The organism is Pseudomonas sp. Q2-TVG4-2 (assembly GCF_013620795.1).
Classification (GTDB): Bacteria; Pseudomonadota; Gammaproteobacteria; order Pseudomonadales; family Pseudomonadaceae; genus Stutzerimonas.
This window is the reverse complement of the sequence record NZ_LGLW01000004.1, coordinates 420356-439296: the sequence shown is the minus strand read 5'-3', so window position 1 is coordinate 439296 and position 18941 is coordinate 420356. Positions and strand designations below refer to the sequence as shown.

The window sequence follows — 18941 nt, the reverse complement described above, 5'->3', positions numbered from 1 at the left end:
CTCCACTTTTAGAAACCGCACCGGCCCGTTCGGCGAAACTGGCTCGGGTTGCTGGCAGGCTTAAAAAGAGGGGCGACTGGCTATGCGAGAGAATTAAGTTGAAACCGCAATACAGACGGGGGGACCTGCGTCGTGAACGGCTGCGCGTACAGCTACCCCGCTCGGGAGTCGCTTCGCTGCTGGCTTACTTCAATGTCGTAGAGCTTTCTGCGTCGATTCGAGCCTGCCAGTTGTAATCGGATATTTCGATGTGCGACATAGTGTACCAGCCGCACCGGCAGCAACTTGTCATCAATCAAGAACATTTGCGTAAGCAAAAAGGCCAGCACATCAAGTGCTGGCCTTTGGCTTCGTTACAGGCTGGCGATGCGCTCGCGCTGTTCCACCAGTCGCGCTTTGGCCTGCTCGGCCTCTGCCAGTTTCGCGCGTTCCTTGTCGATCACTTCGGCCGGTGCCTTGTCGACGAAGCCGGCATTGCCGAGCTTGCCACCGACGCGCTTCACCTCGCCTTCGAGCTTGCCGATTTCCTTGTCGAGGCGGGCGAGCTCGGCGTCCTTGTCGATCAGCCCGGCCATGGGCACCAGCACCTGCATATCACCGACCAGCGCCGTGGCGGACATTGGCGGTTCTTCATTCGTGGCGAGTATGCGAATGTTGTCGAGCTTGGCCAGCTTCTTCAACAGTGGCTCGTTTTCAACCAGACGATGCTGGTCTGTGTCGGAGGCGTTGCTAAGAACCACGTCGATCCGCTTGGCCATGGAGATATTCATCTCGCCACGGATCTGGCGAATGCCGAGCATGAACGCCTTGACCCACTCGATATCGCCCTCAGCTGCTTCATCAAGGCGCTCCGGATTGAATTCCGGCCAGGGTTGCAGCATCAGGGTCGGTCCGGACTTGCCTGCCAGTGGTGCGACGCGCTGCCAGATCTCTTCGGTAATAAAGGGCATGAACGGATGTGCCAGACGCAGTGCGGTTTCCAGTACGCGCACCAGCGTACGGCGAGTGCCGCGCTGGCGTTCGAGGCTGGCGCTCTCGTCCCAGAGTACCGGCTTCACCAGTTCCAGATACCAGGCGCAGTATTCGTCCCAGACGAACTCGTAAAGCGCCTGGGCCGCCAAGTCGAAGCGGAAGGCCTCGAGCTGGCGGGTGACTTCCGCCTCGGTACGCTGCAGAGCTGAAATGATCCAGCGGTCGACGGGAGACAGCTCAACCGACGTGCCATCCGCTCCGGTGTCTTTGCCTTCGGTGTTCTCGAAGACGAAGTTGGCGGCGTTCCAGATCTTATTGCAGAAGTTGCGATAACCTTCCACGCGGCCCATGTCGAATTTGACATCGCGGCCGGTGGAGGCCAGCGAGCAGAAGGTAAAGCGCAGGGCGTCGGTGCCATAGCTGGCGATGCCTTCTGGAAATTCGGCACGGGTCTGCTTGGCGATCTTCTCGGCGAGCTTGGGCTGCATCATGCCGCTGGTGCGTTTTTGCAGCAGCTCGTCCAGGCCGATCCCGTCGACGATGTCCAATGGGTCGAGCACGTTGCCCTTGGACTTGGACATCTTCTGGCCTTGGCCATCGCGGACCAGACCGTGTACATAGACGGTCTTGAACGGGATCTGCCCCGTCAGATGGGTCGACAGCATGATCATCCGGGCGACCCAGAAGAAGATGATGTCGAAGCCGGTGACCAGCACATCGGTCGGATGGAACGTCTTCAGGAAATCGGTCTGCTCGGGCCAGCCGAGCGTGGAGAACGTCCACAGGCCGGAGCTGAACCAGGTGTCCAGTACATCGTCATCCTGGCGCAATTGGACCTCGTTGCCGAGGTTATAGCGCGTACGCGCTTCCATCTCGTCGCGACCAACGTAGACATTGCCGGCCTCGTCATACCAGGCCGGAATCCGATGGCCCCACCACAGCTGGCGACTGATGCACCAGTCCTGGATGTCACGCATCCAGCTGAAGTACATATTCTCGTATTGCTTGGGTACGAATTGGATCTCGCCGCTCTCCACGGCCTTGATCGCCTTGTCCGCCAGTGGCTTGGTCGAGACATACCACTGATCAGTCAGCCAGGGCTCGATGATGGTGCCGGAGCGGTCACCGCGCGGGACTTTCAGCGCATGGTCGTCGATCTTCTCCAGAAGGCTCATGGCGTCGAATTCGGCAACGATGGCCTTGCGCGCATCGAAGCGATCCATGTGCGCGTAACCGTCGGGCAGGCTGGCGTCCACCTTGTCGTTCGGCGTGCCATCGATGTTGAATACCTGCGCGCGGCCCAGTATTGCCGCGTTGCGATCGAAGATGTTGATCAGTGGCAGGCGATGGCGCTTACCGACTTCGTAGTCGTTGAAGTCGTGAGCCGGGGTAATCTTCACGCAGCCGGTGCCGAACTCGAGGTCGACGTAGTCATCAGCCACGATTGGAATCAGACGGTTTACCAGCGGCAGCATGATGTGCCGGCCGATGAGGTTCTTATAACGTTCGTCCTCGGGGTGCACCGCAACTGCTGCGTCGCCCAGCATGGTTTCCGGGCGGGTGGTGGCAACGACCAGGTAATCCTTGCCGTCCGCCGTCTTGCAGCCATCGGCCAGCGGGTAGCGCAGGTGCCATAGGTGACCCTTCTCGTCGTGGTTCTCGACTTCGAGATCGGAAATCGCCGTGTGCAGCTTGGTGTCCCAGTTGACCAGGCGCTTGCCGCGGTAGATCAGGCCGTCTTCATGCAGTCGGACAAAGGCTTCCTTCACGGCGTTGGACAGGCCAGCATCCATGGTGAAGCGCTCGCGCGACCAGTCCACTGAAGAGCCCAAGCGGCGAATCTGGCGAGTGATGTTGCCGCCGGATTCCTCCTTCCATTCCCAGACCTTTTCCAGAAACTTGTCGCGGCCCAGGTCGTGGCGGCTGACGCCTTGTGCGCCCAGCTGACGCTCGACGACCATCTGTGTGGCGATACCGGCATGATCGGTACCCGGTTGCCACAGCGTGTTGCGGCCCTGCATGCGGCGGAAACGAATCAGCGCATCCATGATCGCGTTGTTGAAGCCATGACCCATGTGTAGGCTGCCAGTGACATTCGGCGGCGGGATCATGATGGTGTAGGACTCGCCTGAACCCTGGGGGGCGAAGTAATTGTTCGATTCCCAGGTCTGGTACCAGGAAGTTTCGATGGCATGCGGCTGGTAGGTCTTGTCCATGCGGCGGGACCCTTAGAACGGCTAATCGGAAAAGCGGGCAAGTATAAAGGCAAAGTGCGTGAGCGGCCGAATCGCAATGCCGTTTTAACCCACTGCGGCGGGTGAACTGCAGTGCGCGGGGGAGAAGAGCGCTGTCAAGGGTGCCTTGGACTGTGGTAGCGAACCCTTACGGCCGATGGGATTTGATCAATTGCTCCGCACTGGACTCCAGGCGACTGCGCAGTTCGGCCTCGATCTGCGGTACGAAGTCATCGATGACATCCTGCAAGATCAGCTGTGCAGCAGTGCGCAGCTCATGATCGAGGTGCCGCTCAGCAAGCGTACGAAAAGCCGTGCGAACGGCTGGCTCGCGCGGCTCGATCTTGGGATGCGCAGCTGCCGTTGCCGGGGGCGCGACGACGTCAGAGAGCAGCGGGATACTGTCTGGGTCCACCATCTCGCTCAGCACAGGGGGGTCCTGATCGCCGAGCAGCGCACGGATGGATTCCAGGTCGTCGAGAAGGTGGGAGGCTTTTGAGGGGGGCGTCTGCGTCATGTACGGTGGTTTCCGAAGATTTAAGCGTCCAGGCGAGTATTGGCGCTCCTGAAACGGGCGTTGGCCCGATGGCAATCGTTGTTGACCGGCTGTGCTGGGGTGAGTTCGCCGTCGGCCATCGCTCGCTACAGTTCGACTCTCTTTGGATCATAGCCGCGCTGCCGATAGAGACGAAAATTGTCCCGGCAAACGGTCAATAGCTCCGGCTGCTGGTTGACGATCTCGATCACGCGGCTGAACTGATCGGTATGCGGCGACAGGGTGGGCGACAGGTTGATCAGCAGACCCTGTGCCGTGGCGGGCGGCTGCTCCGTGCCGATCACCACAGGTGCCTGTGGATCGTCCTCGTGGAGCTCGTGGGGAATGAAGCGTTCGGCGCGAAAACTCCACAGCAGCTGATCCAGTTCGGTGCATTGCTGACCGTCCTGGCAACGGATGAATACCGGCATGCCGTGCTGCCAGCCCTTGCTAGCCAGCTGGCAGGCTGCTCGGGCGCGGCCTGCCGGTTCGCTGTCGGGCAGTACGTAAAATTCGATGCGCGTCATGCCCGGTATCCGCTCGCTTGGCTCATGCCTGCTCGGCTCGATCCAGCAGGTATTGGGTCAGTAGCGGCACCGGACGACCTGTCGCGCCTTTTTCTTTGCCGCCACTGGTCCATGCGGTGCCGGCGACGTCCAGGTGCGCCCACGGGTAGGCCTTGGTAAAGCGAGAGAGGAAACAGGCCGCGGTGATGGTGCCGGCCTTGGGGCCGCCAATGTTGGCAATGTCAGCGAAGGGGCTGTCCAGCTGCTCCTGGTACTCATCGAACAGTGGCAATTGCCAGGCGCGGTCGTCGGCTTTCTGGCCAGCGCCCAACACCTGCTGCAGCAGCTCATCGTTATTGCCTAGCAAGCCCGAGGTGTTGCTGCCCAGGGCAACGATGCAGGCGCCGGTCAGCGTAGCAATATCAATCACGGCGCGCGGCTTGAAGCGTTCGGCGTAGGTCAGCGTATCGCAGAGCACCAGGCGGCCTTCGGCGTCGGTGTTGAGAATCTCGACGGTCTGGCCGCTCATGGTGGTGACGATGTCACCCGGGCGCGTGGCGTTGCCGCTGGGCATGTTTTCCGCGCAGGCGAGCAGGCCGACGAGATTGATCGGTAACTGCAGCTCCAGTGCGGCGCGGAAGGTGCCAAGCACGCTGGCCGCGCCACACATGTCGTACTTCATTTCGTCCATGCCCTGGCCGGGCTTGAGGCTGATGCCGCCGGTATCGAACGTTATGCCCTTGCCGACCAGCGCATAGGGCTGTTCGCCCTTCTTGCCGCCGTTGTACTGCATGACGACGATGCAGCCGGGCTGATCGCTGCCTTGGGAGACGGCCAGGAAGGAGCCGGCGCCAAGTTCACGCAGCTTCTTTTCGTCGAGGACTTCGACTTTAAGGCCTTTGTAGGTTTTGCCGAGCTGTTTGGCCTGGTCGGCCATATAGCTCGGATGGCAGATATTCGGCGGTAGGTTGCCCAGGTCACGGGCGAAGCTCATGCCCGCGGCGATCGCGGCGGCATGGCGTGTAGCCCGCTCTACCTGAGGTTGTTCTGCCTTGTCGGCGAGGAGGGTAATCTTGCCGAGGGAAGGGGCTTCGTTCTTCTTGCTCTTGAACTGATCGAATACATACTGACCGTCCGCCAACACCTCGATCAGCATGCGGGTGCGAGCGTACGTGTCGCGGTCCTTGACGTGGACATCTTGGATGGCAAAGGTCGCATCGCTGCCGCCGAGCCCCTTGAGAACAGCGAGCGCGGCCCCAGCGGTTTTGCGCCATTGGCGCGCGTCGAATTCGCCTTCCTTGCCAGTGCCGACCAACAGCACACGGTCGGCTTTGAGCTCCGGCAGGTTGTGCAACAGCAGGGTCTGGCCCGGCTTGCCTTGCAGGTCGCCACGTTTGAGGACGGCGCTGATCGCGCCACCGCTGGCCTGGTCCACGCTCTGCGCAATGGCGCCAAGCTGTTGGTTTTCACCGACTGGTAGAACCAGTGTGGCCGTTTTTGCCGCAGCTGCTTTAGCGATTTTTACAACAAATTCCATGGCGTCGAGTCCCCAAGACAAAGAGTCGGGTTTGCAGGATAATGCCGGGCTTATTTTCCGGTGGTTCGTACACCGGGGCGTTGGGAAAACTGCGTAATGTCCAACGTCCTGTTGCTGGCGGACCGGCTGCTTGGCGGCTAGTTTGAGCGTAGCCGCCGGAGCCTGACAACCCTGGAGTGTCCGGTTTGATCGTCTTTCGTTACCTGTCCCGTGAGCTTCTGGTCACCCTGAGCGCCGTTAGCGCCGTGCTGCTGGTGATCATCATGAGTGGCCGCTTTATCAAATACCTGGCGCAGGCCGCGCAGGGGCTCCTTGATCCGGGTGTACTGCTCATGATCATGGGGTTCCGTCTGCCAGGGTTCCTTCAGCTGATTCTGCCGCTGGGTCTGTTCCTTGGCATTCTGCTTGCGTACGGGCGGCTCTATCTCGATAGCGAGATGACCGTCCTCTCGGCCACGGGCATGAGCCAGCGCCGCCTGCTGGCCTACAGTTTGGCGCCGGCCGCGCTGATCGCTGGGCTGGTTGGCTGGCTCAGCCTCGGATTGGCTCCGCAAGGTGTTGCTGAGGTTGATCGTATTCTCAATGAGCAGGATTCTTTGACTGAGTTCGATACGCTAGTGCCTGGGCGCTTCCAGACCCTGCGCGACGGAACTCGGGTGACCTATACCCGCGAACTGACTGACGATCGCACCGAGCTGGCCGGCGTTTTCATATCCGAGACCAACCTGTCCAGCGCGACCGGTGAAAAACGTGGGCTCTCCTTGCTGGTGGCTGAAAGTGGGCGACAGGAGATCCAGCCTGATGGAACTCGCTACCTGATTCTGGAAAATGGCTATCGCTATGATGGCAATCCGGGGCAGGCCAATTATCGGGCGATCCAGTACGACACTTATGGTGTGCTGCTGCCCAAACCGGAAGTCAGTGTCGAATTGAGCGACCGCGAGGCGATGCCGACCCGCGATCTCTTCGGCAGCGATAACATCCGGTTGCAGTCCGAGTTGCAATGGCGACTGTCGCTGCCGCTTTTGGTATTCATCGTTACGCTGCTGGCGGTGCCCCTGTCGAAGGTGAACCCGCGTCAGGGGCGCTTTCTCAAGTTATTGCCCGCCATCCTCTTGTACATGACCTACCTGGCCTTGCTGATCGCGGCTCGTGGTTCGCTGGACAAGGGGCGAATCCCGCCGGCACTGGGGCTCTGGTGGGTGCATGGAATCTTTTTCGCGATAGGCATGCTGATGCTCTACTGGGAACCGCTGCGACTCGCCATCGATAAGCGTCGCGTCGTGTCGAGGGCTGCTCATGCGTAAGCTCGATCGCTATATCGGCAGTCACGTGCTGCTGGCGATTCTCACCGTGCTCGGCATCATCGTCGGCTTGGCGTTGCTGTTCGCCTTCATCGACGAGCTGGGCGATGTGAAGGGCAGCTACGGCACGCTGAATGCTGCCGTCTACGTGCTGCTCACGACACCGTCGCGGGTCTACGAAATGTTACCGATGGCGGCGCTGATTGGCTGCCTCATCGGTCTTGGCACACTCGCCAGCAGCAGCGAGCTGACCATCATGCGTGCCGCCGGTGTGTCGCTCGGGCGAATCGTACTGGCGGTGATGAAGCCGATGCTGCTACTGATGCTGGTCGGCGTGCTGATCGGTGAGTACGTGGCGCCTTGGAGCGAAAATATCGCACAGGCCAGTCGCTCCTCGGCGCAGGGTGCGGGTGAAGCGCAAAGCAGCAAGCGTGGCCTCTGGCATCGCCAGGGTGATGAATTCGTGCACATCAATGCGGTGCAACCAAGCGGGACATTGCTCGGGGTCACCCGTTATCGCTTCGACGAGCAACGGCAGTTGCTTTCGGCAAGCTTTGCCCGCAGGGCGCGCTACGACGGTGGCGAGTGGCTGCTCAGCGACGTCGCTACGACGCATTTTCGCGGTGATCATACCGAAGTAATCAAGGCGGCCGAAGAGCGCTGGGACGTGCAACTCACGCCGCAGCTTGTCGGTACCGTAGTCATGGAACCGGATGCTTTATCCATTACGGGGCTGTGGCGCTACATCCACTACCTGGGTGACCAGGGATTGAACAACGGCCGCTACTGGCTGGCGTTCTGGACCAAGGTGTTACAGCCGGCTGTGACGGTGGCATTGGTGTTGCTGGCGATCTCGTTCATTTTTGGGCCGTTGCGCTCGGTGACGCTTGGCCAGCGGATCTTCACCGGTGTAATTGTCGGCTTCGTGTTCCGGATCTTGCAGGATCTGCTGGGGCCGGCCAGTCAAGTGTTCGGATTCTCGCCCTTGTTGGCCGTGGCCGTGCCAGCTGGCATCTGCGCGCTTGCAGGTGTGTTCCTGCTGCGTCGGGCTGGCTAGCGCGGCGGCCGGACGAGAAGGGGCGTTTACACCCTTGCGTCACTTCTTGTGGATGTTTTTCGGCAGCTGAACGACCAGGCTTTCTGAATAGATGTCATGCCAGGTCCGATGCTGCTTGTCCCAAAGCATCCACCAATAGCCCAGTCCGAGGGCAAGCCAGGAAATGATCGCAATCAAGAAGCGCAGCAGCGCTTGCCACAGGTCGATGGCGCTGCCGTCGGCATTCTGAATGCGCACGCCCCATACTTGCATGCCGAGCGTCTGGCCGTTATGGGTCCAGAACTTGGCGAAAAAACCGAACAGGCTGAACAGCAGCAGGGTGGACAGGATTGGGTCGATATCCAGCCCGCCGGTATCCGCCAGTGCCTTGAGGCCTTCGCTGCCGTAAACCAGGCGCAGCACGACCTGCTGGTAGAGCAGTGTGACCACTATCATCAATGCAATCGAAAGAAAAGCATCGTAGAAGATCGCGGCGAGTCGGCGGGTCAGGCCGGCGGCAGGAAACTGGCCCTGTGGGCTGAGCAAATGGTTGCGCATGAATGTCTCGCAGAGAATGGCAGCGCGCATTCTACGGAATCGCGCGCATAAAAAAGCCCCTGATGTTGCCATCAGGGGCTTTTGCGGAGCGGGGCTTATTCCTGGATTTGCACCTGGTCAGCCTGCATGCCCTTTTGACCTTGCACAGCGATGAAGCTGACTTTCTGGCCTTCTTTCAGGCTCTTGAAGCCGTTGCCTTCGATCGCGCGGAAGTGCACGAACAGATCCGGACCGCTCTCGGGAGTGATGAAACCAAAACCTTTCTCGTCGTTAAACCACTTGACGGTACCGTTCTGACGATTCGACATAGCGTTGTATCCTTGAAACTCAATAGTAGAAACGCCCCTGCATAGGGCAGAAGGCGGAGACTGGCTGCAAGGAGTAAAGAGTCGAACGGGATGTAGCGGATCTTAAGATCTACTGCACCAGGTCACGATTCAACGGCGACCCATGCAAACACAGTGGGCACACTCTACGATAACTCGCCGGCCGATGCCAAGCCCTCGGAGTCATAGAGTTTGCCCACTGCAAACTGCGCTTTTCAGCGTGTTTTGGTGGTGCAGATCTGCTTGTAATGTTGCTGTCGTGCGATGCCTTGGAGCGATCTCAACCAAACCACTCAACGCCAACAATCGCGCCGTTTTGCTGCGGGTCGGCTTGATGAAGCCTGTTGCGTTTGCTCGATGCATGGATGCATCGACTACTGCTTGGGGCGATGCCGCTGCTGCTGCGCGGTTCCCCTTCCCAAAAGCTGTCGGCTGCCTCTGGTGCTTGATTCATGGTGCCTCGAGAGAGACTCGAACTCTCACGTTGTTACCAACGGCGGATTTTGAATCCGCTGCGTCTACCGATTCCGCCATCGAGGCACAGTGGCGGCGGAGTATAGGGATGCGATGCGAAGCGGTCAATCGTCTGGCGTGGTCATATTGAGGTGTTTCCGATAAGCTTTGCGCCCCCAAAGCCCTGCGCCGATCATTTTCAATGCAAGTCTCCGATTTTTCCTTCCAGCTACCCGATTCGCTGATCGCTCGCCACCCGCTGGCCGAACGCCGTGCCAGCCGGTTGCTGGTGCTCGATGGGCCGACCGGTCGGCTGGAGCACCGTGGTTTTGCTGAGTTGCTCGATTTTCTGCGCCCTGGCGATCTGATGATCTTCAATAACACGCGGGTCATTCCGGCGCGCCTGTTCGGTCAGAAGGCCACCGGCGGAAAAGTCGAAGTGCTTGTCGAACGGCTGCTTGATGATCGCCGTGTACTGGCGCATATCCGCTCGAGCAAATCGCCGAAGCCTGGGACGAAGATCTACGTCGACGGCGGTGGAGAGGCATCGATGCTTGCGCGCCATGAGGCGCTGTTCGAACTGGAGTTCGGCGAGGACGTTTTGCCATTGCTCGACCGCGTCGGGCATATGCCTCTGCCTCCTTATATAGATCGGCCAGACGATACCGCTGATCGCGAACGCTATCAGACCGTCTATGCGCAGCGGGCGGGTGCGGTCGCCGCGCCGACGGCGGGTTTGCATTTCGATGCTGAATTGCTGGGGTCGCTGCAAGAGAAGGGTGTCGAGCGCGCTTTCGTCACGCTGCATGTGGGGGCGGGTACGTTTCAGCCGGTGCGTGTTGATCGCATTGAAGAGCATCACATGCACCGTGAGTGGCTGGAAGTCGGTCAGGATGTGGTCGATGCGGTCGCGGCCTGTCGGGCGCGTGGCGGCAGAGTAGTTGCGGTTGGCACCACCAGTGTGCGCTCGCTGGAAAGTGCGGCGCGTGACGGCGTGCTCAAGGCATTCAGCGGCGACACCGATATCTTCCTCTACCCAGGCAAGCCGTTTCACGTGATCGATGCGCTGGTGACCAATTTCCACCTGCCCGAATCCACGTTGCTGATGCTGGTCTCTGCGTTCGCCGGTTATCCGGAAACCATGGCCGCCTATGCCGAGGCTATCGCCAACGGTTATCGTTTTTTCAGTTACGGTGATGCCATGTTCATCACGCGCAATCCGGCCCCGCGCGGCCCTGAGGATTTCCAATGAGTCGTACCTGCCACATGTCTTTCGAGCTGCTTGCCACCGAAGGCAAAGCCCGTCGTGGGCGTTTGACCTTCCCGCGAGGCACGGTAGAAACGCCGGCGTTCATGCCGGTGGGCACGTATGGCACGGTGAAGGGCATGCTGCCGCGCGATATCGAGGGGATCGGCGCGCAGATCATTCTCGGCAATACATTCCATCTTTGGCTGAGGCCGGGTACTGAAGTGATCAAGGCGCACGGCGACCTTCACGACTTCATGCAGTGGCAGGGGCCGATCCTGACCGACTCTGGCGGTTTTCAGGTGTTCAGTCTGGGTGCGATGCGCAAGATCAAGGAGGAGGGCGTCTACTTCGCTTCGCCAGTCGATGGCGCCAAGGTCTTCATGGGGCCCGAAGAGTCCATGCAGGTACAGCGCGATCTCGGCTCCGACATCGTGATGATATTCGACGAATGCACACCCTATCCGGCCGACGAAGACGTCGCGCGGCGCTCGATGGAGCTGTCGCTGCGCTGGGCGCGACGCTCCAAGGATGCACACGGCGATAGTGCTGCGGCGCTGTTCGGCATCGTTCAGGGCGGCATGCACGAGTCGCTGCGCATGCGCTCATTGGAAGGCTTGTGCGAGATCGGTTTCGATGGTTTGGCGATCGGAGGACTCTCGGTCGGCGAACCCAAGGAAGAAATGATCCGCGTGCTCGACTTTCTACCGCCGCAGATGCCGGCCGATAAGCCGCGCTACCTGATGGGGGTGGGCAAGCCGGAAGATCTGGTCGAAGGCGTGCGCCGTGGTGTGGACATGTTCGATTGCGTAATGCCAACTCGCAATGCTCGTAACGGGCACCTGTTTACCGACAGCGGCGTGGTCAAGATTCGCAACGCCATGCACCGGCATGACGATTCTCCGCTGGATGCCGGCTGCGATTGTTACACCTGCAAACACTTCTCCCGCGCCTATCTGCATCATTTGGATAAGTGTGGCGAAATGTTGGGCAGCATGTTGAATACAATCCATAACTTGCGTCATTACCAACGTCTGATGGCTGGTTTACGCGATGCTATTCAACAGGGTACATTGGCGGCCTTTGTCGACGCCTTCTATGCCAAGCGCGGCCTGCCAACGCCGCCGCTTGCGTGACGAATCCATAACTAAACTGATCTCTGCAACAGGAGTGCTACATGAGCTTTCTGATTCCCGCCGCCTACGCTCAAGAGGCTGCCGCTGGTCCCGCTGGTAGTGGCTTCGAGTGGCTGTTCCTGGTTGGTTTTTTGGTCATCTTCTACCTGATGATCTGGCGCCCGCAGGCCAAGCGCGCCAAGGAGCATAAGAACCTGATCGGCGGCCTGCAAAAGGGCGACGAAGTGGTTACCTCCGGTGGTATCGCGGGCAAGGTTACCAAGGTTTCCGATGATTTCGTCGTGATCGAAGTTTCCGACTCGGTGGAGCTGAAGTTCCAGAAGGTGGCGATTGCCGCAACGCTGCCCAAGGGCACGCTGAAAGCCATCTGAGCTGACTACTACTCAACACCAACGACGGGGCGCGCAAGGCGCCCCGCGTCATTAGACGGGCTGCGTCATGCTCAATAGATTCCCTCTCTGGAAATACCTGCTGATACTGGTAGTGCTAGGCATTGCCTTCATTTATTCGGCACCAAACCTCTATCCGGATGACCCGGCGGTTCAGGTCACCGGTGCTGCGGCTTCGCTCAATGTCACCAAAGCCGATCTCGACCGTGCCAGCAAGGCGCTTGCTGAGGCCGGCATCGAAGTCAAGGCAGCGAGTCTGGACGAGCAGGGTCGTGGCGGTCTGTTGCGACTGACCAATCAGGACGATCAGTTGCCAGCCAAGGATGTGGTGCGCCGCGCCCTGGGTGATGCCTACGTGGTTGCGCTCAACCTTGCGCCCACTACGCCTGAATGGCTGCGCAATTTGGGTGCGGGCCCGATGAAACTGGGTCTGGACCTGTCTGGTGGTGTGCACTTCCTGCTCGAAGTCGACATGGACAAAGCGATCGAGACGCGCCTCAACGTCTACGAAGGCGAGATCAAGAGCCTGCTGCGCAAGGAACGTGTGCGTTATCGCAGCCTCCCGCCGTCCGGGAATGCTGTGCAGCTCGGCTTTGCTGACGACGCCGCGCTGTCGGCTGCCCAGTCGCTGATCCGCAAAAATTTCAACGATTTCGAGCTGACTTCCAGCGAGCGCAATGGTCAGCAGGTCCTGCGTCTGGCGATCACCGAGGCCAAGCTGGCGGAGATCCGTGAGTATTCCATCAAGCAGAACCTGACCACGGTCCGTAATCGGGTCAACGAGCTTGGGGTTTCCGAGCCGTTGGTTCAACGCCAAGGCGCGAACCGCATCGTTGTCGAACTCCCGGGCGTGCAAGACACTGCCGAAGCCAAGCGTATCCTGGGTAAGACCGCCAACCTCGAGTTCCGTCTGGCGGCCGAGGCTGATGCGCCCCGAGCCACAACCGAGACCTTCGAGTTTCGTGAAGAAGGGCGTCCGCCTGTACAGCTTGAGCGTAGCCTGATCATCACTGGCGATCAGGTCACCGATGCTCAGGCCAGCTATGACGAGAACGGCCGCCCGCAGGTGAACATTCGTCTGGATGGGCATGGCGGCGATCTGATGAATCGCGCCACTCGTAACAACGTTGGTCGCAGCATGGCGGTTATTTTCATCGAGCAACGCCCGACCACACGCTATGTTAAGCAGATGGTCGAGGGCGTCGAGCAGGAAGTGCGCGTCGAGACCTTCCAGGAAGAAAAGAAGATCATCAGTCTGGCGACCATTCAGTCGCCCCTGGGTAGTCAGTTCCGTATCACCGGTCTGGATGGTCAGGGTGAGTCATCCGAATTGGCTCTGCTGCTTCGTGCTGGCGGGCTCGCAGCGCCGATGTACTTCGCCGAAGAGCGCACCATTGGCCCAAGCCTGGGCGCCGAGAATATCGAGCTAGGCGTCGAGGCAGCGATGTGGGGCTTTCTCTTCGTCGCGGTATTCATGCTGCTGATCTACAAGTTCTTCGGGGTGCTAGCCACGGTTGCGCTGTTGTTCAACATGGTGGTGCTGACTGCGTTGATGTCGATGCTGGGCGCCACGCTGACGTTGCCAGGTATCGCCGGTATCGTATTGACGATGGGCATGGCGGTCGACGCCAACGTGCTGATCTTCTCGCGTATCCGCGAGGAAATAGGCAACGGCATGTCGGTCCAGCGCGCTATTCACGAAGGCTTTGACCGGGCGTTCTCCGCGATCGTGGACGGAAACCTGACCACGTTGCTGGTCGGCGGCATCTTGTTCGCCATGGGCACGGGTCCGATCAAAGGCTTCGCCGTGACCCTCTCGCTGGGAATTCTGACCTCCATGTTCACTGCAATCATTGTGACCCGTGCCATGGTCAACCTGATCTACGGTGGCCGCGATCTCAAGAAGTTGTGGATTTAAGGGGCTAGCACGATGAAACGCGTAATTAATTTCATGGGCGTGCGTCATGTGGCGTTCGCCCTGACCGTACTGATCACTCTTGCCTCGCTGGGCAGTCTGGCGATGAAAGGCCTGAATTTCGGTCTGGATTTCACTGGCGGAACCCTGGTCGAGTTGTCCTATGCTCAGCCGGTGAGTCTGGAGCAGGTACGGGCACAGCTTTCCAGTTCCGGCTACGGTGACGCCGTGGTGCAGAGCTTCGGAGCTACTACTGACGTACTGGTGAGGATGCCGGGTGATGACCCGATGCTGGGTGAGCGTATCGCTGAAGCGCTACGTGGCGATGCGTCCGCTAGCGCCATCACGGTCGAGCGCGTCGAGTTCGTCGGGCCGGCAGTAGGTGAGGAGCTTCGCGATCAGGGCGGGTTGGGCATGTTGCTTGCCCTGGGGGCCATTCTCGTCTATGTCGCCTTTCGTTTTCAGTGGAAGTTCGGGTTGGGTGCAGTGCTTTCGCTGTTCCATGACGTGATTCTGGTGCTTGGGGTCTTCTCTTTTTTCCAGATTTCGTTCGACCTGACGGTACTGGCTGCGGTGCTCGCGGTGATCGGCTACTCGCTCAACGACACCATCGTGATCTTCGATCGGATTCGAGAGAACTTCCGCATGCTGCGCAAGGCGGAGCTGCTGGAGAACATCAATATCTCCACCACGCAGACTTTGCTACGCACCCTGGCGACCTCGGTATCCACCTTGCTGGCGGTCGGTGCGCTGATGTTTTTCGGTGGCGAAAATCTCTGGGGCTTCTCCTTGGCGCTGCTGATTGGGGTCGGCGCGGGTACCTATTCGTCGGTTTATGTCGCCGGTATGTTGCTGGTTTGGCTGAATCTGACGCGCGATGATCTGATTCCGCCAGTGGTAGAAGAGGTGGACGAGCGCCCCTGAACGACTATGAACTTCTTCCAGGCTGCGCTGCCTAACGCGCCGCCGCGGGCCTGGCCCGTCAGAGAAGGAAGAGTCAATGAACAAGTCGATGTTGGTTGGTGGTGTTCTAGGTGCTGCGGTTGTCACGGCTGGCGGTGCGTTTGCCACCTATACGCTGGTTGATCGCGGGCCGCAGTTTGCCGAAGTGCTGGCTGTTGAGCCGATCAAGGAAACCATCGAGACGCCTCGCGAGGTTTGCCGGGATGTGACCGTGACGCGGCAACGGCCAGTGCAGGACACCAATCGAATCGCCGGTACGGCTGTGGGTGCGGTTGTCGGGGGCCTGCTGGGGAATCAGGTTGGAGGCGGCAACGGCAAGAAGATTGCGACGGTTGTCGGGGCGGTAGGTGGCGGTTATGCCGGTAATCAGGTGCAGGGTCGTATGCAGGCAAATGACACCTATACGACTAACGAAACCCGCTGTAATACCGTAACTGACAGCTACGACAAGGTCGTCGGCTATGACGTTAGGTATGATCTGGGTGGCGAGGTCGGTCAGGTCCGGATGGACCGGGACCCTGGCGAGCGGATTCCATATCGCGATGGTCAGCTGGTGCTGACGCAGCAGTGAGCTGACTCAAAACACAAAAAAACGCCCTATTGGGCGTTTTTTTGTGCCGATCCTAGCGCTTCAGAGAGGGCGTCAGGTGTGGCTGGATAGCGGTCAGTACGGCCTTGAAGCACTTAGTGTTGCCGGCGACGATCTGGCCTTTCTCGAGGAAATCGTGGCTGCCGCTGAAGTCGCTGACCAGGCCACCTGCTTCTTGGATCAGCAGTGCGCCAGCAGCCATGTCCCATTCGGAGAGACCGAACTCCCAGAAGGCGTCATAGCGGCCAGCCGCTACGTACGCCAAATCCAGGCTCGCGGCGCCGGCGCGACGCAGGCCTGCGGTCTGACCTACCAGGCTGCGGAACATGTTCAGGTAGCTGTCCATGTTATCCATCTGCCCGTCGCGGAACGGGAAGCCGGTGCCGAGCAGGGCGCCTTCTAGGCTCTTGCGTGCGCTCACGCGTAGGCGGCGTCCGTTGAGCGCGGCGCCGCGACCGCGACTCGCAGTGAATTCTTCCTGGCGTACCGGATCGAGGACTACGGCATGCTCAAGACGGCCGCGGTATTTGCATGCAATGCTGACCGCATAATGCGGGACGCCACGCAGGAAATTGGTTGTGCCATCTAGCGGATCGATCACCCATAGGTAATCCTTGCCGTCACCGCTGCCCTCCAGTAGCCCGCCTTCCTCACCCAATATGCCGTGGTTCGGATAGGCTTTGCGCAGCGCTGCAACGATGAGCTGCTCGGCGGTACGGTCGATTTCCGAGACGTAATCGCGCGCGTCCTTTTCGCTAACCGAGATCACGTCCAGGCGCTCGGTGGAACGAACAATCATTTCGCCAGCGCTACGGGCGGCGCGCAGCGCGATATTCAGCATGGGCTGCATCGATTAAATACCTGGTCGTTTAAAGAAAGCCGGCAATTCTATCAGAAAGGTCGTTCGGGATGTTGTGTGGTTGGAGGCCGCCGGGGTGGTAATGGCGGAGCCGCGGGGCCTTCCTGTAAGCTTTCGCTTTACCTTTCGATCGAGAACAACAGTGTCGCTTCAGAACATTCGTGTGGTGCTGGTCAATACCAGTCATGCCGGTAACATCGGCGGCGCAGCCAGGGCCATGAAAAACATGGGTTTGTCCCGCTTGGTACTGGTAGACCCAGAAGATTTTCCCAGTCCGAACGCCATCGCCCGTGCGTCCGGTGCGACGGATGTTCTTGATTCGGCGCAGGTCGTTGCAACCCTCGAGGAGGCGCTGGTGGGATGCAGTCTGGTGCTGGGCACCAGTGCGCGGGATCGGCGCATCCCCTGGCCGGTTCTGGATCCGCGCGAAACTGGCGCGGTTTGCCTGGAGCAAGTCGAGCGGGGTGGCGAGGTCGCTTTGGTGTTCGGGCGTGAATATGCCGGACTTACAAATGAAGAGCTTCAGCGCTGCCAGTACCATGTGCACATTCCATCCGATCCTGACTTCAGTTCGCTGAACCTGGCGGCGGCGGTGCAGGTGCTTGCCTATGAGGTGCGCATAGCCTGGCTCGCGGCAAATAACCAGCCAAGCAAGCCCGAGAAGCTCGAAACCACTTCGATGCTTAATGCGCAGCCGGTTACCGCTGACGAGCTGGAACATTATTACGGACACCTCGAGCAAACTCTGGTCGATATCGGTTTTCTTGACCCGCAGAAGCCTCGGCACCTTATGCCGCGTCTGCGCAGGCTCTACGGCCGTAGCGGTATAAGCAAGCTGGAAATGAATATCCTGCGCGGAATCCTTACCGAAACCCAAAAAGCCGTCCGCGGCGAACCCCACAAGCGGAGATCTGATTGATGTTCGAGCGCATGCGCGAAGATATTCAGAGTGTTTTTCATCGCGATCCGGCAGCGCGTAACGCATTCGAGGTCATTACCTGCTACCCGGGGCTGCACGCTGTCTGGTTTCATCGGGTTTCGCATTGGCTGTGGCTTAACGATTGCAAGTGGCTGGCGCGGATGAATTCGAACCTGGCGCGCTGGCTGACGGGGATCGAAATACATCCTGGAGCGCAGATCGGTCGGCGTTTCTTCATCGATCATGGGATGGGGATCGTCATTGGTGAGACGGCGCAAATCGGCGACAACGTGACGCTCTACCATGGGGTAACCCTAGGTGGTACCAGCTGGAACAAGGGCAAACGTCACCCTACGCTCGAGGACGGTGTGATCGTTGGCGCTGGGGCGAAGATCCTCGGCCCGTTCACGGTGGGAGCCGGTGCCAAGGTCGGCTCCAATGCGGTCGTTACCCGGGCGGTTCCGGCTGGAGCCACGGCGGTGGGCATTCCCGGGCGCGTGATCGTCAAGTCCGATGACGAGCAGGAAGCCAAGCGCAAGGCGATAGCCGAGAAGATCGGCTTCGATGCTTATGGTGTGACTGAAGACATGCCTGATCCAGTGGCGCGGGCTATCGGTCAGCTGCTTGACCACGTTCAAGCGGTCGAGGAGCGAATGGAAGGTATGTGCCAGGCGTTGACTGCACTTGGCAGTGATTACTGTGCAAAGCAAATGCCCGAGTTGCGCGACGAGGATTTCGCTGAGGTCAAGGATGTAGGCGACCAGCCTCGTTCTTGAAAGTGCCGCCGGCAGGGGTGTGCTGTTATGATGAGCGTCCCGTGCGGTCGGGCTGCTGGTCTTTTTTCGTTCGCCTCCTGCTGTACGGCTAAAGTCCGAGTAGTTTAATCAGGCTTATAGTTGATCTAAATAGTCGGGTATTGCATACTTGCCCAAACCATGATGCTTGGTGCAAGCCGATGCGATTGACTACCAAAGGCCGTTACGCCGTTACTGCGATGCTCGATCTTGCGCTACATGCGCAGCACGGGCCGGTGTCCCTTGCGGACATTTCCGAGCGGCAGGGCATCTCGCTTTCCTACCTCGAACAGCTATTTGCCAAGTTGCGCCGTGGCAGCTTGGTTACAAGCGTTCGCGGGCCGGGCGGCGGCTATCAGCTTTCTCGCGAAATGGCGGGTATCCAGGTTGCCCAAGTTATCGATGCGGTCAACGAGTCAGTCGACGCTACCCGCTGCCAAGGGTTGGGCGACTGTCATTCGGGCGATACCTGTCTGACCCACCATTTGTGGTGCGATTTGAGCCAGCAGATCCATGAGTTTCTAAGCGGTATCAGTCTGGCGGATCTGGTGATGCGTCGCGAGGTTCAGGAAGTAGCTTTGCGCCAGGATATGCGCCGCACCAATGGCCAGACTTCGCAACTGGATAAGATTGAAGCGTCCGCCGTCGAGTGAGCAGGACGACAGCCTGA

The 18941-nt window shown here is 59.5% G+C and carries 19 protein-coding genes and 1 tRNA gene; 11 read left to right on the top strand and 9 right to left on the bottom strand.

Translation table 11 applies throughout. The features are described 5' to 3' along the window. Positions 1–353: 353 nt before the first annotated feature. The 4 genes from H3028_RS10275 to H3028_RS10260 form a co-directional block, all read right to left on the bottom strand. Complete coding sequence (locus tag H3028_RS10275) at positions 354–3188, bottom strand: valine--tRNA ligase (protein ID WP_181296911.1); 2835 nt, start codon at positions 3186–3188, stop codon at positions 354–356. 166 nt (positions 3189–3354) lie between these two features. After that, the gene (locus H3028_RS10270; RefSeq protein WP_181296910.1) at positions 3355–3723 is read right to left on the bottom strand and encodes a DNA polymerase III subunit chi; all 369 of its coding nucleotides are present in this window, start codon (positions 3721–3723) and stop codon (positions 3355–3357) included. A 125-nt stretch (positions 3724–3848) separates the two neighbouring features. Further along, entirely contained in the window at positions 3849–4268 is a 420-nt protein-coding gene (locus tag H3028_RS10265; protein ID WP_181296909.1) for a DNA polymerase III subunit chi, read from the bottom strand. A gap of 22 nt (positions 4269–4290) precedes the next feature. Continuing rightward, positions 4291–5784, bottom strand: coding sequence for a leucyl aminopeptidase (locus H3028_RS10260; RefSeq protein ID WP_181296908.1), 1494 nt, complete (start codon positions 5782–5784; stop codon positions 4291–4293). A gap of 185 nt (positions 5785–5969) precedes the next feature. Between H3028_RS10260 and lptF the strand changes: the two genes are divergently transcribed. Next, positions 5970–7091: an LPS export ABC transporter permease LptF gene (lptF, locus tag H3028_RS10255; RefSeq protein WP_181296907.1), complete on the top strand. Its 1122-nt coding sequence runs from the start codon at positions 5970–5972 to the stop codon at positions 7089–7091. Next, positions 7084–8145, top strand: a complete 1062-nt coding sequence (gene lptG, locus H3028_RS10250) for an LPS export ABC transporter permease LptG (RefSeq protein WP_181296906.1) — start codon at positions 7084–7086, stop codon at positions 8143–8145. The genes lptF and lptG overlap by 8 nt, the downstream gene beginning before the upstream one ends. Positions 8146–8184: 39 nt before the next feature. Here lptG and H3028_RS10245 read toward each other — a convergent pair whose 3' ends face one another. The 4 genes from H3028_RS10245 to H3028_RS10230 form a co-directional block, all read right to left on the bottom strand. Next, positions 8185–8682 carry an RDD family protein gene (locus tag H3028_RS10245; RefSeq protein ID WP_181297113.1) on the bottom strand — a complete coding sequence of 166 codons (498 nt, stop codon included), beginning with the start codon at positions 8680–8682 and terminating at the stop codon, positions 8185–8187. Between the two features lie 95 nt (positions 8683–8777). Further along, a complete protein-coding gene (locus H3028_RS10240) occupies positions 8778–8990 on the bottom strand; it encodes a cold-shock protein (RefSeq protein ID WP_014853413.1) in 213 nt (70 codons plus the stop codon). 298 nt (positions 8991–9288) lie between these two features. Then, positions 9289–9462 carry a hypothetical protein gene (locus H3028_RS10235; RefSeq protein WP_181296905.1) on the bottom strand — a complete coding sequence of 58 codons (174 nt, stop codon included), beginning with the start codon at positions 9460–9462 and terminating at the stop codon, positions 9289–9291. Continuing rightward, positions 9462–9548 (bottom strand) — tRNA-Leu (locus H3028_RS10230). The genes H3028_RS10235 and H3028_RS10230 overlap by 1 nt, the downstream gene beginning before the upstream one ends. A 115-nt stretch (positions 9549–9663) precedes the next feature. Between H3028_RS10230 and queA the strand changes: the two genes are divergently transcribed. The 6 genes from queA to H3028_RS10200 all read left to right on the top strand — a co-directional run bounded on the left by queA (position 9664) and on the right by H3028_RS10200 (position 15681). Then, positions 9664–10713 (top strand): tRNA preQ1(34) S-adenosylmethionine ribosyltransferase-isomerase QueA, encoded by a 1050-nt coding sequence (gene queA / locus H3028_RS10225; RefSeq protein WP_181296904.1) that lies wholly within the window; start codon positions 9664–9666, stop codon positions 10711–10713. 14 nt (positions 10714–10727) lie between these two features. Next, positions 10728–11843 (top strand): tRNA guanosine(34) transglycosylase Tgt, encoded by a 1116-nt coding sequence (gene tgt / locus H3028_RS10220; protein WP_181297112.1) that lies wholly within the window; start codon positions 10728–10730, stop codon positions 11841–11843. A 41-nt stretch (positions 11844–11884) separates the two neighbouring features. Beyond that, on the top strand, positions 11885–12214 hold the full coding sequence (gene yajC, locus H3028_RS10215) for a preprotein translocase subunit YajC (protein WP_021209500.1): 330 nt from the start codon (positions 11885–11887) through the stop codon (positions 12212–12214). A 67-nt stretch (positions 12215–12281) separates the two neighbouring features. Further along, positions 12282–14150, top strand: a complete 1869-nt coding sequence (secD, locus tag H3028_RS10210; RefSeq protein ID WP_181296903.1) for a protein translocase subunit SecD — start codon at positions 12282–12284, stop codon at positions 14148–14150. 12 nt (positions 14151–14162) lie between these two features. Beyond that, a complete protein-coding gene (gene secF, locus H3028_RS10205) occupies positions 14163–15071 on the top strand; it encodes a protein translocase subunit SecF (RefSeq protein WP_181296902.1) in 909 nt (302 codons plus the stop codon). A 76-nt stretch (positions 15072–15147) separates the two neighbouring features. Beyond that, positions 15148–15681 carry a glycine zipper 2TM domain-containing protein gene (locus H3028_RS10200; RefSeq protein WP_181296901.1) on the top strand — a complete coding sequence of 178 codons (534 nt, stop codon included), beginning with the start codon at positions 15148–15150 and terminating at the stop codon, positions 15679–15681. Positions 15682–15733: 52 nt separating this feature from the next. On the opposite strand, the gene suhB is transcribed toward H3028_RS10200, so the two are convergent. After that, positions 15734–16549: an inositol-phosphate phosphatase gene (gene suhB, locus H3028_RS10195; protein WP_168425373.1), complete on the bottom strand. Its 816-nt coding sequence runs from the start codon at positions 16547–16549 to the stop codon at positions 15734–15736. A gap of 91 nt (positions 16550–16640) precedes the next feature. On the opposite strand from suhB, the gene trmJ reads away from it, so the two are divergent. From trmJ to iscR, 3 genes are all read left to right on the top strand, one after another. Further along, complete coding sequence (gene trmJ, locus H3028_RS10190; RefSeq protein ID WP_181296900.1) at positions 16641–17477, top strand: tRNA (cytosine(32)/uridine(32)-2'-O)-methyltransferase TrmJ; 837 nt, start codon at positions 16641–16643, stop codon at positions 17475–17477. After that, the gene (cysE, locus tag H3028_RS10185; RefSeq protein WP_181296899.1) at positions 17477–18253 is read left to right on the top strand and encodes a serine O-acetyltransferase; all 777 of its coding nucleotides are present in this window, start codon (positions 17477–17479) and stop codon (positions 18251–18253) included. Before trmJ ends, cysE begins: the two co-directional genes overlap by 1 nt. A 179-nt stretch (positions 18254–18432) precedes the next feature. Then, entirely contained in the window at positions 18433–18924 is a 492-nt protein-coding gene (gene iscR / locus H3028_RS10180; RefSeq protein ID WP_181296898.1) for a Fe-S cluster assembly transcriptional regulator IscR, read from the top strand. The last annotated feature ends 17 nt before the right edge of the window (positions 18925–18941 follow it).